Annotated in this window: 12 protein-coding genes and 1 tRNA gene; 4 read left to right on the forward strand and 9 right to left on the reverse strand. The window is 61.5% G+C overall.

Annotated elements, in window-relative coordinates; translation table 11 throughout:
* Positions 1 to 126: 126 nt before the first annotated feature.
* Positions 127 to 1,122 carry a DUF4190 domain-containing protein gene (locus tag HZ994_04410; GenBank protein QTN31598.1) on the forward strand — a complete coding sequence of 332 codons (996 nt, stop codon included), beginning with the start codon at positions 127 to 129 and terminating at the stop codon, positions 1,120 to 1,122.
* A gap of 16 nt (positions 1,123 to 1,138) precedes the next feature.
* Here HZ994_04410 and HZ994_04415 read toward each other — a convergent pair whose 3' ends face one another.
* The 4 genes from HZ994_04415 to HZ994_04430 form a co-directional block, all read right to left on the reverse strand.
* Positions 1,139 to 4,525 (reverse strand): transglutaminase family protein, encoded by a 3,387-nt coding sequence (locus tag HZ994_04415; GenBank protein ID QTN31599.1) that lies wholly within the window; start codon positions 4,523 to 4,525, stop codon positions 1,139 to 1,141.
* A gap of 64 nt (positions 4,526 to 4,589) precedes the next feature.
* Positions 4,590 to 4,880: a KH domain-containing protein gene (locus tag HZ994_04420; protein ID QTN31600.1), complete on the reverse strand. Its 291-nt coding sequence runs from the start codon at positions 4,878 to 4,880 to the stop codon at positions 4,590 to 4,592.
* Between the two features lie 79 nt (positions 4,881 to 4,959).
* Positions 4,960 to 6,957, reverse strand: coding sequence for a c-type cytochrome (locus tag HZ994_04425; protein QTN31601.1), 1,998 nt, complete (start codon positions 6,955 to 6,957; stop codon positions 4,960 to 4,962).
* Between the two features lie 6 nt (positions 6,958 to 6,963).
* Positions 6,964 to 9,171, reverse strand: coding sequence for a hypothetical protein (locus HZ994_04430; protein QTN31602.1), 2,208 nt, complete (start codon positions 9,169 to 9,171; stop codon positions 6,964 to 6,966).
* A 93-nt stretch (positions 9,172 to 9,264) separates the two neighbouring features.
* Between HZ994_04430 and HZ994_04435 the strand changes: the two genes are divergently transcribed.
* Positions 9,265 to 9,735: a GNAT family N-acetyltransferase gene (locus tag HZ994_04435; GenBank protein ID QTN34316.1), complete on the forward strand. Its 471-nt coding sequence runs from the start codon at positions 9,265 to 9,267 to the stop codon at positions 9,733 to 9,735.
* An 8-nt stretch (positions 9,736 to 9,743) separates the two neighbouring features.
* Entirely contained in the window at positions 9,744 to 10,754 is a 1,011-nt protein-coding gene (locus HZ994_04440; protein QTN31603.1) for a hypothetical protein, read from the forward strand.
* A gap of 4 nt (positions 10,755 to 10,758) precedes the next feature.
* Here the strand turns inward: HZ994_04440 and HZ994_04445 are convergent, their stop codons facing one another.
* Positions 10,759 to 11,184, reverse strand: a complete 426-nt coding sequence (locus tag HZ994_04445) for a hypothetical protein (protein ID QTN31604.1) — start codon at positions 11,182 to 11,184, stop codon at positions 10,759 to 10,761.
* Between the two features lie 50 nt (positions 11,185 to 11,234).
* On the reverse strand, positions 11,235 to 11,696 hold the full coding sequence (locus HZ994_04450; protein ID QTN31605.1) for a tetratricopeptide repeat protein: 462 nt from the start codon (positions 11,694 to 11,696) through the stop codon (positions 11,235 to 11,237).
* A 114-nt stretch (positions 11,697 to 11,810) separates the two neighbouring features.
* On the opposite strand from HZ994_04450, the gene dgt reads away from it, so the two are divergent.
* The gene (gene dgt / locus HZ994_04455; protein QTN31606.1) at positions 11,811 to 13,094 is read left to right on the forward strand and encodes a dNTP triphosphohydrolase; all 1,284 of its coding nucleotides are present in this window, start codon (positions 11,811 to 11,813) and stop codon (positions 13,092 to 13,094) included.
* 6 nt (positions 13,095 to 13,100) lie between these two features.
* Here the strand turns inward: dgt and HZ994_04460 are convergent.
* The 3 genes from HZ994_04460 to HZ994_04470 form a co-directional block, all read right to left on the reverse strand.
* A tRNA-Gln gene (locus HZ994_04460) sits at positions 13,101 to 13,171 on the reverse strand.
* Positions 13,172 to 13,477: 306 nt separating this feature from the next.
* Positions 13,478 to 14,353, reverse strand: a complete 876-nt coding sequence (locus tag HZ994_04465) for a transglutaminase family protein (GenBank protein ID QTN31607.1) — start codon at positions 14,351 to 14,353, stop codon at positions 13,478 to 13,480.
* Positions 14,350 to 15,390 (reverse strand): alpha-E domain-containing protein, encoded by a 1,041-nt coding sequence (locus HZ994_04470; protein QTN31608.1) that lies wholly within the window; start codon positions 15,388 to 15,390, stop codon positions 14,350 to 14,352. The genes HZ994_04465 and HZ994_04470 overlap by 4 nt, the downstream gene beginning before the upstream one ends.
* Positions 15,391 to 15,394: the final 4 nt, after the last annotated feature.

Below are 15,394 nucleotides of genomic sequence, written 5' to 3' on the forward strand. Positions count from 1 at the left end.
GAACCCGCGCCCTTTCCCAATCCTTATCCTGAATTCTTTGGCCAAAGAATGGCCGGTCGACCCCAGGGCGATCAACCCGCTCATTTTCTCCTTTCCATGAAATCGGGTTTCGCATCCGATTCACCCATGGGAATTTTCATCCAGCACAAAGGCAAGCAGACCGGCCCGTTTTCGCAGCAGGAAATCCAGGCAGGCCTCGCCGGCGGCCTCTACCAGCCATCGGATCTCGTCTGGGCAGAGGGCATGGATGGCTGGATCCCCCTTTCCCAGGCAAGCCACCTCCTTGGCGGCCCGCCCCAGCTCCAGGCGGGACCAGCTGCCGGACTACCTGCGGTAAATTCCGGGCTCGCCATCACCAGCATGGTGCTCGGGATTTCTTCGTTTTTGTGCGGCATCACCGCCATACCCGCGGTCATCTGCGGGCACCTCTCACTCGGCAAAATCAAGCGGTCCCAAGGACAGCTTACCGGTGGTGGCTTCGCAATCGCGGGGCTCATCACGGGATATCTGGGAGTCTTTGTTTTTATCGCCATGATGGCAGGGCTCACCGCGCCGATGGTGATCCGCCAGAAGAAAAAAGCGGAGCAAACCATGGCGATCGCGAATGCAAAGCAGATTTACTACGCCCTGGCCGAGTTCGAGGTGGATTACGGAAGCCTACCCAACGCCACCACGGCGGCACCCGTAGCCGAGGATGCTGGTGAAGAAGCGGCAACCAGTTCTTCGTCAAACGCGAGGTTTCGCCAACTCTTCCACGCAGAGATCACTGCAAGCGAAGATATGTTTTACGCAAAGTCCGCTGGAAGCCGTAAACCCGACGGAATCATCTCCGGCGACAGCGCCCTGTCCCCCGGAGAATGCGGCTTCGGATACATCGAGAATATCGAAAAACTGCTCGGCCCCACACGCCCCCTCGCCATGACTCCCTTCAAGCCCGGCAGCGACGAGTTTGATCCCATGCCCTTCGATGGAAAAGCGGTCGTCCTTTTCACAGACGGCTCCGTGCAAGTCCTCTCCATCAACCGCAGCAATGGCCAGGCTATTCTCGACGGTCAGAACCTGCTGGATCCAAACCACCCGGTCTGGGGCGGCACCCCACCTTCCCTGCTGCTTCCGGAGTAGAGCTACTGGAGAGCCCTCACACCTTGTCCGGCATCATCCGCAGATCCAGCGTGAAGGGGAAATCCGGGCTGGGCTTCGGCTCCATGACGGTGACTTTCCCTCCGGTGTGTCCATGTCGGAAAAAGCGTGCTAGACGCCGTGATTCCGCCTCGAAGGAGTTCACCGGAAAATCCTCATGGCTGAGGCCGCCCGGATGGGAGGCGTGGTAGGTGCAACCCGCCACCGAGGCATCGTTCCAAGTATCCACGAGGTCGAAAACCAGCGGCGTATGGACGGGGATGGTCGGGTGCAGGCAGTTCGGCGGCTGCCAGGCGCGGTAGCGGACTCCGGCGACAAACTCGCCATGTGTTCCGGTGGAATGCAGAGGCACGCGGTAGCCATTGCACGTGACGATATGCCGCTCCCCTGTCATGCCCTTGACCTTGATCTCCATCCGCTCCACCGAGGAATCAACATATCTAACAGCGCCGCCCGCCGCACCTTCCTCGCCTAGCACATGCCATGGCTCGATGGCATGACGTAGCTCCATCTCGATCCCGAACTGTGTCAGATCACCGATCCGCGGGAAACGGAACTCAAGGTGCGGATCAAACCACGCGGGATCGACCTCGTATCCATGTCTGCGGAGATCGGCCAGAACCTCGTTGAAATCCTGCCAGATGAAATGCGGCAGCATCCAGCGGTCGTGAATCTCGCTGTCCCAGCGGACCAAGGGTTTTTCGTAAGGCTCTTTCCAGAACCGCGCAACCAATCCGCGTAGCACCAGATGCTGCGCAAGGCTCATGCGTGAGTGCGGCGGCATCTCAAAGCCGCGCATTTCCAGCAGGCCCAGCCGTCCCGTCGCGGTGTCCGGCGAGTATAGCTTGTCGATGCAGAATTCCGCGCGGTGGGTGTTTCCGGTCGCATCGATAAGCAGGTTGCGGAACGCGCGGTCAACCTTCCATGGCACCGCATTCCCATCGCCCTCCAGAGTCCGGAACGCGACCTCCAACTCATGGATCGAATCATTCCTGCCCTCATCAATGCGAGGAGCCTGCGAGGTTGGGCCGATGAAAAGCCCCGAGAAAAGGTAGCTTAGGGATGGATGGTGGTTCCAGAAGGTGATCATGCTCCGCAGCAGATCCGGCCTGCGCAGAATGGGGCTGTCGGATGGCGTCTCGCCGCCGATGATGATGTGGTTGCCGCCGCCGGTGCCGGTGTGGCGGCCATCGACCATGAATTTCTCCGTCACAAGACGACACAGGCGCGCCTCTTCGTAAAGGACGGTGGTATTTCTAACAAGAGCCTCCCAGCTTGCGGCGGGCTGCAGGTTCACCTCGATCACACCTGGGTCTGGCGTGACTTTCACCACCTCCAGCCTCGGGTCAAACGATGGCGGCGTGCCTTCCAAAATCACCGGCATCTCCAGATCCCGCGCAACCTTTTCGATCACGGCGACCAATTCCAGGAAATCCTCGGTAGTATCCACAGGCGGCAGGAAAATGTGCAGCCTGCCGTTGCGCGGCTCAATACAGAGCGCGGCGCGGGTGATCCAGCTTGCGCTTTCCTGTTGCCCTGGCTCGCGGAGGAGTGCGGCCTCCGCTTCGGAGAGAGTGGCGCGGAGATCGTCGTGGGCGGGGTTCGGCATCGCCGCTTCTGCATCCTGCGAGGCTTTCGATGCGGCCATGCGCGCATTGCCATCACCACGGATCTGCATCACCGCATCGCGCGACGGCAACGGGGCGTAGTCCGCCGTGGGATCTTGCGGGATGGTCCACGGATACTCCTCCTTTTTCACCCATGGCAGGGAGTCGAGCGGGAGGCGGTAGCCCATCGCGGAGTCTCCGGGCAGCAGGAAAAGCGTCTCCTCACGCAGAAACCATGATCCGCTGATCCACTTTCTCACACCACCGACTTCCTTCTTTTTCAGTGGTAGAACATGGCCGGTGACAGTATTCAGCCCGGTATCGAAAAGGCGAGCCAGTCGGTCACGCTCCAGCTTGTTCTTCAAATTCGATTTCAGCGGATCAACATTGCTTGGCATCCGCCGCTCGCGCCACATGTAGTAAAACGCGTCCTCGTAGGCATTCATCAGAAATTTTTCATCCACCCCGAAGCCCGCCGCCAGCGCCTTGCCGAAACGCTCCGCCTCCACCGGGCCGTGGCCGTAGTCCTTCGATTCGTCGGCGATGAGGGAAACATTTTCCCAGATGGGCACGCCATCCTTGCGCCAATAGCAGCAGAGGCTCCAGCGCGGCAGTTCCTCGCCGGGATACCATTTCCCCTGTCCGTAAAACAAAAGCCCGCCGGGCGCGAAGTGGCCGTGGAGTTTCTTGATGAGCTTGTCGGAGAGCTTGCGTTTCGTCGGCCCCTGTGCGGCGGTGTTCCACTCCGCACCGTCGAAGTCGTCCATGGAAATGAAGGTCGGCTCGCCGCCCATGGTGAGTCGCACGTCCATGGCTTTCATCTCCAGGTCGATGTCGTGGCCGAGGGCGTTGATGCGTTCCCACTGGTCATCAGTATAGGGAAGCGTGGTGCGCGGGGACTCGTAGATGCGCTTCACGCTCATCTCGTGCTCCATGGTGGATTCGCATGGCGCGGTGCCGCCGGAGACCGCAGCGGCGCTGCCGGGGCGCGGCGAGCATGCCAGCGGCAGATGGCCCTCACCGGCCAGAAGCCCGGATGTCGGATCGAGGCCTATCCATCCGGCACCGGGCAGATAGACCTCCGTCCAGGCGTGGAGATCGGTGAAATCCACCTCCGATCCGCTCGGCCCGTCGAGGCTTTCGACATCGGCCTTGAGCTGGATCAGGTAGCCGGAGACGAAGCGCGCCGCGAGTCCCATGCCACGCAGGACATTGACCAGCATCCACGCGGAATCGCGGCAGGAGCCGGAGCCTTTTTCCAGGGTCTCCTCCGGTGTCTGCACGCCGGGTTCCATCCGTATCTTGTATTCCACCGCCTTCTGCGCGGCGGCGTTGAGCTCCACCAGCACGTCGATGGTGCGGCCGGTTTTCTTCCGGAAATAATTGATGCAATGGTTCATCCGCCGCCCCGCATCCTCGACCTCCAGATAGGGTGCGAGCTCCTTGGCGACATCCGCTTCGTAGGTGAACGGATACTTCTCGGCCTTCTCCTCCAGGAAGAAATCGAAGGGATTGTGCACCGCCATCTCAACGACGAGATCCACCTCCACATCCAGCCTCGGCATCGGCTCGTTGAATACGAGCCGAGCAAGGTAGTTGCCTTGGGGATCCTGCTGCCAGTTGATGAAATGGTCTCCCGGCCCGATCTTGAGCGAGTAGGAGAGCACCCGTGTTTTCGAGTGAGCGGCGGGGCGGAGCCTCACGACATGCGGCCCGTGCTCGACGGCCTTGTCGTATTCGTAGCTCGTTCGGTGGTGCAGCGCGACATGGATGGACATAGGGGCGTGGAAAAAGGTTTCCTGCGGCCTCAATAAGCACCCCACATGCCAGCGGCAAGGCCCATCAGCCTTCGCGGGCCAGGAATTCCGCCTCCTCCTCGTGGGAGTGGATCTGGAGGTTCACCTTCACCCCCTCCTTCTCTGCCGCCGCGTTCAGGACGCTGCGGATCGCCGATGCCGTGAAGCCGTTGCGGCCGATGAGCATCGCCACATCCTCCTGAGCCATCACCAGCTTGAAGCGCAAACGCTTCGGCCCCAGTTCCGCAACCTTGAGCTGCGCCTGGGATGGGTTGTCGATGAGTTTGACAGCCACGAACTGCAAGAAATTCCTCAACCGATCCGTCACCGTATTCATGCGGACAGTTTCAGCGAAGACTTGCGGCTCCGCAAGCCCGAAAGGCTCCAGACATACCGCGGAAGGGCTGCATTGCCTGTCACTGCGAGTGAAGCCACTGCCAGATCGCCTCGTATTGCTTGCGGGCATCGCCATCGAGGATGTCGCCGCGCTGGGATTCGTTGCCCTCCGCGTAGCGTGGCATCTTGCTCCCCGGCACTACGGCCGCAGGATTGTCCATCCAGCGATGATAATAACCCTCGCGCAGCCGCTCCGGGGTGAGGCTGAAATTCACCGCACCGACCTCGAAGGCCGCCGTCGGCGCCTGGTCGCCGATGCCATGGCATGTGGTGCAGCCGAAGCCATCCGCCCCGACCAAGCCCTTGCCGATCTCCGCAAGTTCCTTGTCCACCTCCACTTTCACCGGCCCAAATGGCTCGAAGCCGTGCATTCGGCTAAGCCCTTCGGAAAACGGTTTCGCATATGCGGAAAACGCGGGCATGCGCGTCCCGAGCCATGGTCTCGGGCGGGGTTTGGCGGTTCCGGCCAGCATCGCCTCGATGTAACTTGTGTAGAGCATTTCCCCGATGAAGGTGAGCTGCGGCCTGCTCTGATCCACCCGCTCGTCAAGACCCTCGATATGCGCGGCCAGCCCGGCGGTGGTGCCATGGAGGGAACTGAGCAGCGCCGCCTCCCCATCCATCGAATGGCAGGCGGTGCAGCGTTTCGCATCGATCTGCCGCTCCGCGAACTCCGCGCTACAGTCCTTCATCAGGGCCGCATGGCCTTTTTTTGAAAACGCAACCAAGGCCTCGCGCTCGCCTTCGCGCAGGTTCGGCACCGGCAGCACCGGCCGTTTGTCGGACTCCGCGATGCATCCCTTCCGCGCCCAGTCCGCCTTGAACACCGCATCAAGAGACGGGGTTTTCGGGACACCGCCCGGCAAACCCGGATGGCAGGTGCCGCATTGCAAACTTTCGGAAACCGCCGCACCGCGTGTTGCATCGCCTTTCGGAAAGACGTAACCGGTTTTCGTTTCCTTGCCTTCGGATTCCGCCCGCAGGAACGCAGCCAGCGAGGTCGCCTCCGCATCGGAGAGCTGGAAATTCGGCATCCCCGTGAAGGGATGGTAAGCCTCCGGTTTTTTCAGGAAGGCCACCAGTTCGCCGGGCTGGAATTTGGATGCCACATTGTTGAGCGGCACACGACCTGTGCCATCGTCCGCTGCTGCCTCGCCCGCCGGGAAATGGCAGGCCACGCAGCCGAGCTCATGGAAGTGCGCACCGCCATCCTTCGCCAGCGCCGGATCGGGGGCCGGTGCCGCCTCCGCGCCTGTCTTCTGCGCCATCAGGAAAGCGGCAAGATCCGCCGCCTGCTGCAAGCCCTCGGGCGTCCCCGGATCGACCATGCGCGGCATGTGCGTGGTCGGCTTCAGCGCCTTCGGATCCGCGATCCAATCCCTCAGCCATTTTTCCGAAACCCTGTCACCCAGCCCCGCCAAAATCGGCGCGATCTCGCCCGTCTCAGGCATTGGCGACGCACCGAAACCGGCCTCCGGAGCATGGCACTTCGCGCAATTCTGCTGGGTGAAAGCCATCCTTCCGCGCCGCTCGATTCCCCCGAGCTTCGCCTCCTCCGTCGGCTCCACCGCAAAGGCCTCCGGCGGGATCGTCTGGCGCGGCATTTCCTCCTCCTCCCAATAAAGCCGGAACTGCCCGCTGCCATCCTCAGCGCTTTCATAGCGGATGGAAACGGCATGGGAGCCCGGATTGAGCCGCAGCCTTTTCGATTTTTGCTCCGCCAGCTCCCCCTCACTGGCGAGCACCTCCTCACCGGCGATGTTCAGCACGGCCTTGCCCTTCCCTTCGAAGGAAAAATACAGCCTGCGCCGCTCTTTCAAAACGATCTCGCCCGTCCACTCCACCGCGAAGGCCCCCGCATCGAGGAATGCGGATGGAGCCGTCCCGGCCGCCACCGAGACGGCGGGCAGCCTGTCCATCCGCACATCCTTCGAATCGCCCTGTGTGAAGGTGGCTACCAGTTCCGCATGGGCGTAACCGCACAGGGCGGCGGCGAGGATGAATTTCCGGAGCATCATATCACGTCATTTCCCGTAAACCGTCGCATGGATCTCGCTGTTCAGCACTTCCCCCTCCGTATCCTCAAGGTCGTATCCGATCTTGAGCCCCATCGCCGGCTTCATCCCTTCCAGGGCCAGCTCAACACTTTTGCCATCCGCCGAAAGCTTTGCCGAAAGCACGTTCACCTTGTCCCGCTTGCGGTGACCTTTCGATTCCGCCGCGAGTGCCTGCTCCCTAGCCTCCGCGTCCGGGTTATCCACGGAAAACTCGCCGGATCCATATTGCGGCCCGCGCACATAATCCCAGCGCTGCACCGAGTAGCTCGTCACATCCTCGGCAAGCTCGTCATCCAGCTCCACCGGGAAGGCTATCGTCACACCTGTGTCAGAGTAACCGAGCTTCTCGGGAAGCATCGCCGGCGCACCGGCGTTGTAGCGGATGCGCTGGAAGGCGCACTCGGTGGCCGCATTCGTCTGCCAGCCACGGAAGCCGAGCACATACATCGAGCCGTCCTCATGGAAACGAGCGCGCATCGCGGAGGATTGCAGCTGGATCGGCAGCTTCACCGCACCTGCCTGCGGCTTGCCGTTGTAGGAAACCGGAAGCACGCGGTAGATACTGGATTTCCCGTAGGAAAGGTGGAGCAACTCACCCGCTTTCAGGCCGAACTTCGCACCCTCCGGCACCCACACCTGGGAGCCGCCGGAATTGTCCGCATCCATCGGCAGATACATCAGCGGCTCGGTGAAAGGCGCATCCGCCAGGGAATGCCGGGCTGGCTCCGTGCCGAAGAACGCAGGCACATCCGCGGCCTTCACGAAGTTGATCTTGCACGCAGGCTGCCATGTGCCCTCGTTCTCCCCCGTGGTGATCTCGCCGTTCGGCCCGATGCCCACGCCGCCCGGTGCGCGCAGGCCGGTGGCAAGCACCTCGAATTTTTTCCCGTCCGGGGAAATCTTCGCAACGATGCCGTGGTGCGGCAGGATCCTATCGAACCCGCGCCCACCGCCGCGAACCGGCGCGCCTTTGGAGAAATAGAAATTCCCTTCCTTGTCCGTCTGGAGATCGAAGGCGAATTCGTGGAAATTTTCCGAGACATAGACATCCCGGTTGAACACCTGGAAATGATCCGTTTCCCCATCACCGTTCAGGTCGATGAGCTTGGTGATCTGGTCGCGCCCGTTCACGTGGATTGTTCCGTCCACAACCTTGACCCCGAGCGTCTCGAAAAGCCCCGAGGCGATCCTCTGCCATTTCAGCTCCTTCCAATCGCCAGCAAGTCCGCGGACAATCCAGACATCGCCGTTCCAGGAGGAAAGCGCCGCCGAGTCCGCATCGATGAAATCGAAGCCGCCGAAGCGCAGGTTCGCCCCCCACGGGTTATCCGACGGGAGCGACACCAAATCCGTGACATACGGCTTGTTCTTGTCTGCGGAAACCTTGCCCTCTGTGATCAGGATCTCCGGCCAGATCCCGGGGCCGCCCGATGTCAGTTTGTTGAAATCCGGCACCGGCCCAAGGGTCGGATTCCCGGCGGCGGAAAAGGCGAGTTGGACGACAAGCCCGGCATCGCCGGCAGTGATGCGGGCGAGCGTGCGCCCTTCGTTTTTCGGATCGGGAGCCACCTTGATCCCCTCGCCGGCAACCATCTTGGAAGCATCCATGCCATCCGCCACCACCATGGTCAGATCGGCCGGCCTGGCATCGAACCTGAACGACCTTGTCACCGTCTCCCCGTCCCTGGAAATCGTCTCGAGCACATCCGTCCCGTTGACCGTGTATGCCAGCACCACCTCGCGCCCATGGCGGTAATGCCCCGTGAACCTTGCGTCCGCCATGTTGCCGTATCCCGGTATCTCACGCGTATCCGCAAAGGAGCCGCCCCGATCCGCCCAGCCCGGCCCGGAACCGGTGACCAGCAGCGCATCCTTGTTGTTCATCGTGATCAATCTCCCGTGCTGACCCGTCCATGGCGTGCCGCCCCATTCGATGCCGCCCTTGGAAACGCTCACCAATCGCAGCGTCTCGGTATCATACAGCGCACGCCAGCCATCGCCGAGATCCACGGAAAGCCCCTTGACCGCCCCAATCCGCTTCTTGCCCTGGAAATAGTCCCCGAAGGTATTCATCCATGCCGGGCCGACGTCCATTTTCTCGAACCATTTTTCCTGCGCTGGCAGCGGCTGGATGAGGAGCGTGGCGAGGACAGCAAAGAACCGTGGGATTTTCATACCCCGAACCTAGTGGACATCCCCGCTAGGTCTAGCATGGAAATCGCCAAATCCGCGCTTCACCTCGGGGCCGATCCGGCGTTTTATCACCACATGATCGACATGCTCGTGCGGCTCTATGACCTGCCGGATTCCGGCGAACTCTACCGCAGCGTGGCCTCACAAGGCATCACCCTGCGCCGCGCCCGCGCCTTCGAGACCCACACCCTCGAGAAATTCGCCCGCGAGAATTTCTCGGAAAAATGGGCGAGCGAGATCGGGGTCGCCCTCACCCGCCAGCCGGTCTCCTGCTGGATCGCAACGCGCGAAAAACGGATCCTGGGTTTCTCCTGTTATGAGACCACCCACCGGGGCTTCTTCGGCCCCACCGGCGTGATCGAGTCCGCGCGTGGCACCGGCCTCGGCAAGGCGCTGCTCTTCAAGGCGCTCGAGTCCCTCAGCGACATCGGATACGCATACGGCATCATCGGCGGGGTCGGCCCGCGCGAGTTCTATGCGAAAAACTGCGGTGCCATCGAGATCCCCGGCAGCGATCCCGGGGTCTATGCGGACATCCTGCCATAAAGCGACCCGTGGCAACCAGCGAGCATAGCGATCTGCCGGAGCGATTCGGGCCGATGACGATCAAGGAGCTCCGCCAGAGCCTGCGGCGCACCAGCTTCGTCTATCCCTTCATCTGCATCCACATCTTCGCCACGCTGGCGATCTATGCGGAATTCCAGCTCGGGGTGGGGCATGGAGGCGGAGGTGTGAAAGCGGTCTTCGCATGGGATCCGGATGATGTCAGCCCGTTTTGGTGGGTGGCGATGGCGGTCTGCGGTGTGCTGATGCCGATGGCGGGATTTTTCCTGATGCCGCAGGAAACCGAGGAAGGGAACCACGAGCTGCTCCTGCTCACCACGCTGAGCCGTTGGCAGGTTGTCTCCGGGAAATTCATCATGCTCTGGGGCTTGAGCGCGCTGACCTTCACCAGCCTGCTGCCCTACATCATCATCCGCTATTTCATCGGCGGCATCGAGTGGTTCCAGGAGCTGGCCAGCGCTGCCTCCGTCATCGGCCTCGCCGCCGTGGTTGCTGCCGGGGCGATCGCGGCCTCGGGCTTCGGCAACCTGGCGGCAAGGCTCGGAGTCTTCGCGCTCTACGCATTTTCCGCATTGGCAGGCGGCGGAGCCGGAATGATAGGCGGTGCGGTGACGCTGAACATGAGCAAGACATCCGGCTATGCCTGGCTGGGGAACCTTTTCTACCACATTTCCGCCCTCTGCGTCGTCGCCTGCTACGCCGTCATCGGCTTGCTCGTCGCCCGCTCGCGGCTGCGCCTGGCAACGATGAACTTCGAGCTCAAGCCCTCCGCCGTCTTACTCATCATCCTCGGCCTTGCACCCTTCATCATCGGCATGGCCGCAGCCTTCACCTGCGGCTTCGGCAGCCTCGCCGGCGTGCTGCTTCTGACCTACCTTGCGTGGAATTCCGATCTCACGCCAAAGGCTCCCAAGTGGATGCCCCCTCCCCCGCCCAATGTCCCGCCGCCCATGCCAGCCCCTGCGATCACGCCGCGGGCGGATGAAGAGCCGACACGCTGATCAATCAACGCTTGCCCACCGGATGCGACTTGCCTTGCAGGCGTTTTCCGGAAGGCAGGAAAGGATCGCGCATCGCCTTGCGGAAATCGAAGACCTTTTCAAAATCCTCCGGCTTGTCGGACTCCTGTTTTCCGAAGACCTGTTCCTCGATCATCAGGAAGACCATGTTACCGACATCGCGGCATTCCTTGATGCCCCACTCATCCATCAGGGTGCCGGCCAAGGGGCCGAACTGTTCAAGGGCATGGTCGCGGAAACCTTCCAAGAGTTCCTTGCCGCTGACATGCCGCATCTGCCCGCCATTCCCGTCGAGGAAGCGTTTGAGGGTGAAATCCAGCGATGATTTGAGGAAAAGGTAGGCCTGCGCGTCATAGCGGTCATCGCGGCGCAGGATCGCGGCGATGGATTCCTCGATGTGGAGCGGTTGCATCGCAGCAAGCTGCCAAAGGACCACTGCGGTGTCAAAGCGCATTCGGGCAATCAGAATTCCATGCCCACGAGATCCCTGTCAGTCTTCGCCGCGTCGAGGAAGCCCTCGTCCATGGCAATGGCCTTGTCCAGATGCTCCTTCGCCGAATCGCCCTCGCCCAGCGTCCAGAGGTAGCAGGCCATGTTGTAATGGTAGACGGGGAACTCCCGCAAGACCTCCGGCCCGCCGGAAAGCAGTTGCCTGGCCTCTTCGGTTTCGCCGGCCTCATGGAGGCAATAGGCGGCGCTGAGGAAAAAATCAGGCTCATCCGCAGCCTGCCCGCAAAGCTGCCGCGCCGTCGATGAAGCGCCAGCCCAGCTGCCCTTCGCCATCTGCGCCGCAAGTTCCAGTTCGAGGACTTTCCTCCCCTGCCTGTCCTCGCCGCTGAGGCCGTTGAGCTCCTCCAGCGCATCGTCCGGCATACCCAGCTCCAACCAACCCGATGCCGCCCTGATCACCTGCTTCGTTACCATCACTATCCACATAGCAGATCCCGGGCCAGGCCGCAACCCCGGCCGAGGGCCGTGCATCCGATTTCCCAAAACTCTTCCCTTGAAACCCGCAAGCCATGCTTGGCAGACTCGCCCATGGGGAACGAATTCTACGGCCACTTCGATACCGAGCGCCTTTCAGGCAGATCCGATGCCGGGGATTTCCGAACGGCCTTCCAGATCGACCGCGACCGCGTCCTCCACACCCCGACCTTCCGGCGCCTGCAGAACAAGACCCAGGTCTTCTGGTCGGGCGAATACGATTTCTACCGCACCCGCCTGACCCACTCGCTGGAGGTCGCTCAGATCGGGAAGTCCATCTGCGCGTGGCTTCTCAAGATGGATGGTTCGCTGCTCTCGGAGAGCTTCCACATCGATACGGATCTCATCGAGGCCATCTGCCTCTCCCATGACCTGGGGCACCCGCCCTTCGGGCACGCCGGGGAAAGGACGCTGAACCACCTGATGGCCGGCCACGGAGGCTTCGAGGGCAATGCGCAGACGCTGCGCCTGCTCACTGAGCGGATTTTTTCCGCAAGGCATACGGGAATGGATCCGTCCCGCGCATTCCTTGACGGGATCCTGAAATACAAGACGCTTTGGACGGAACTCGCCTCCGCAGGCAGCCCTCCGGAAAACCATTTCATCTACGACTCGCAGGACTCGTTCCTCGGATGGGCATTGGGTGGAAATGGTTTCCCGTCCGAGCTTTCACCCGGAAAACCGCGCGACGCGTTCAAATCCATCGAATGCCAGATCATGGACTGGGCGGACGACACAGCCTACTCGCTCAACGACCTCTCCGACAGCATTCGCGCCGGCTTCCTGCATATTGAACGGATCGAGGCATGGGCAGGGCGCAACCAAGTTGACAATGGCCCGGATACGCCGCTCGGAGAACTGATCCAGGCGATCAGGAAACAGCGGGTCGACCCTTTCATCGGGAAACGGATCGGCGGCTATATCCGCTCGACGCGGCTGGAGCGGGACGAGAATTTCCTTTCCGGCGCCAGCAACCGCTATGGCTACCGACTGGTCATCGATGCCTCCGTGAAAGCCGAATCCGCCCTCTTCAAGAGACTCGCCTATGATGTGGTTTTCCTATCCCCGCAGCTCAAGCAGCTGGAGCACAAGGGTTCCCGGATGCTGCGGCAGCTGTGGGAGCTCCTGGAGGCGCGCTACGTCCGTGGCGAGAGCATAGACGGCCAGGATTTCCAGCTCCTGCCCGAAGAGACCGTCTCCGAGATCGAGGCCGCAGGGGATGGGACGGCGCGGGCGCGGCTGGTGTGCGATTATCTCGCGGGGATGACCGATGGATATGCGGCAAGAACCTACAAGCGCTTGTTCTCGCCGGACTTCGGTTCCATCAACGATCTCTGAGAAGAGTAGCCTTACTAGGATTCGAACCTAGAATAACGGAATCAAAATCCGGGGTGTTACCATTACACTATAAGGCTTTTGAGGGCTAACCCGCACCTACCCGAGGCTGATGCCCGGGGCGCGGGAAGATACGCGAAGCATCGGGAGCTTGGCAACCCGGAAATCAGCCCTTCCGAAAAAATAATCCCGGGATCGCACGAAGCGGCGTTCCCTTTTTTGGCGGTGTTTTCAAGGGCGGCTCCAAAAAGCCTTCGGCCGTGATCGTCCTTGGAAAGGATTGGCTTTCCCGCCCGTCCAGCTGCGCCGTGTCAGACCTCCATCCCAATCCCCGTTTTGGGTAAGATGGCTGGGCTCAAGGCGATGATCCGCTCCGCCGGGTGGATTCAGATCCTTTCCACTGAAACAGAGACCTCCATCGTGCATTCGGCGGAGCCTTTGTAGCGGCCTAGGATGGGGGCGACATCGCCGTAGTCCCTGCCGACGGCGATCTTGATGTAGCGGTGGTCCGCGAGGACTGCGTTGGTGGGGTCGAAGCCGATCCAGCCGGTCTCCGGGAGATAGACCTCGCACCATGCATGGGATGCCTGGGCGCCGACGAGTTCGTTTTTTCCTCCGGTGAAGATGTAGCCGGATGCGTAGCGCGCGGGGATGCCGACGCTGCGGCACATGCCCAGCATGATGTGGGCGAAGTCCTGGCAGACGCCCTTGCGGAGCGCGAAGGCGGTCTCGAGGTGGGTTTCGGCATCGGTGATGCCGGGCTCGTAGCAGAACTCGGAATTAATCCAGCGCATGATGGCGGCGGCTTTTCCGAAAACGGCATCCTCGGTGGCGGTGACATCGACGGCGGCTTTCCAGATCTCCGGGTTGAGGGAAACCCAGCGGCTTTCATGCAGGTAGGAGTGGCAGCGCTCGACGATTCCCGGGGATCTGAAGAAACCCATGCCTCCGGAGTAGCCGTCGTTGGGGATATGGAGGGGCAGGTTGATGACGCGGATCTGGCTTTCAACCACCATGCGCCGGTGCTGGGTGCCGATCTCGAAGGCGTGGGTGATGTTCCCGAAGAGGTCTGTGGAGCGGTTCAGGCGTGTGGGTGGCATGACCTTGACCACAGAGCCGAGGGTTTTCTGGAAAAGGAAATCCCTCGGCTCAAGGTGGAGGGTGTTCGCGTTGCCGGTGATCCAGTTGCTGTAGTGGAATTCCGTCCTGTGCCTGACCGAAAATTTCGCGCCCCCGGATTCCCTGTCGGTGGGTCGGCTCACGGTCTCTGCTGCTGTTGCAGGGGTTGCTTGGTTTCTTTGGCACCGGTGGTTTCCTCCCAGGCTTCCGGCACGGGAAGCTCCTCGGGGACGAGGACATACGTCTTGAAAACCTCCTCGGCGATCTTGTTGAGGGTTGACTGGACCCCATCGAGGTATTGGTGGAGGCCCATTTCGAGGACGTCCGCCGGATCGCCGAAGCTGAGGCCGGCAAGCATCTTGCCGGTTTCGCGCTCGGCCTCGGTGGAGAAGGAGCCGTGGCTTGCGCCGGAGATGCGGTGGAGGGTGGCGTTGATCTTGTTGATGCAGTATCGGAGGGAGCGGGGGAAGTCCGGGGAATAGAGCAGGTATTCCATCACGGTGCGTCCGTTGATTTCCAGGCCGGTGGCGCGGAATGCTCCCATCGCGCCACAGGAGCTGAGGATGGCGGACCAGTGGAGCACGCCCACGCCGCTCTGATCCATGCCCTCCGCGCCTTTCGGGAAATAGGTGGAGATGTCGAGGAAGCGTGTGGTCTTGTCGGCCCGTTCGAGGTAGCGTCCGAGGGTCATGAAATCCCAGACGGCATCGCGGGCGGTGGTGGAGACGGAGATGCCCAGCACGGTCATCGAGGAGCGGCGGACCTCCTCGTAGAAGCGGGGCGGGTTTTCCCTGAGCAGCTGGAGCGCCTCGTCGGAACGGGTGAAGAGGTAGATGGCGTTGAGCTCCTCCCACAGCTCGTCGGAAATCTGGTCTCGGATGGTGCGGGCGTTCTCGCGGGCGAAGCCTATGCAGGAGAAGATGCTGTTCGGGTTGCGTGTGTCCTCGGTGAGGAAGCTGATGACGTTGTCGCTGCTTGCCTCGTCATAAAGCTCGCTGAAGGCGGATTCGTCGCCGGTGCTCAGGATGATGGGCTGCCAGAAGCCGCTCAGGCGCTCGCTGTCGAGGCTCTCGAAGTCGAGGAGGAGCTGTTCGTTGACATCGATGAGCCGTGCGAGGTTATCGGCGCGTTCGACATATCTCATCATCCAGTAAAGGGTGTTGGCTACGCGGGAAAGCATGGGG

It is taken from the genome of Akkermansiaceae bacterium (assembly GCA_017798145.1).
Lineage (GTDB): Bacteria > Verrucomicrobiota > Verrucomicrobiia > Verrucomicrobiales > Akkermansiaceae > Luteolibacter.

What these genes read in the sequence shown, in the direction of transcription:
- HZ994_04410 (QTN31598.1), top strand. Translation starts at nt 127, where the DNA reads ATGGGAATTTTCATCCAGCACAAAGGCAAGCAGACCGGCCCGTTTTCG.
- HZ994_04415 (QTN31599.1), bottom strand. Translation starts at nt 4,525, where the DNA reads ATGTCCATCCATGTCGCGCTGCACCACCGAACGAGCTACGAATACGAC.
- HZ994_04420 (QTN31600.1), bottom strand. Translation starts at nt 4,880, where the DNA reads ATGAATACGGTGACGGATCGGTTGAGGAATTTCTTGCAGTTCGTGGCT.
- HZ994_04425 (QTN31601.1), bottom strand. Translation starts at nt 6,957, where the DNA reads ATGATGCTCCGGAAATTCATCCTCGCCGCCGCCCTGTGCGGTTACGCC.
- HZ994_04430 (QTN31602.1), bottom strand. Translation starts at nt 9,171, where the DNA reads ATGAAAATCCCACGGTTCTTTGCTGTCCTCGCCACGCTCCTCATCCAG.
- HZ994_04435 (QTN34316.1), top strand. Translation starts at nt 9,265, where the DNA reads ATGATCGACATGCTCGTGCGGCTCTATGACCTGCCGGATTCCGGCGAA.
- HZ994_04445 (QTN31604.1), bottom strand. Translation starts at nt 11,184, where the DNA reads ATGCAACCGCTCCACATCGAGGAATCCATCGCCGCGATCCTGCGCCGC.
- HZ994_04450 (QTN31605.1), bottom strand. Translation starts at nt 11,696, where the DNA reads ATGGTAACGAAGCAGGTGATCAGGGCGGCATCGGGTTGGTTGGAGCTG.
- dgt (QTN31606.1), top strand. Translation starts at nt 11,811, where the DNA reads ATGGGGAACGAATTCTACGGCCACTTCGATACCGAGCGCCTTTCAGGC.
- HZ994_04470 (QTN31608.1), bottom strand. Translation starts at nt 15,390, where the DNA reads ATGCTTTCCCGCGTAGCCAACACCCTTTACTGGATGATGAGATATGTC.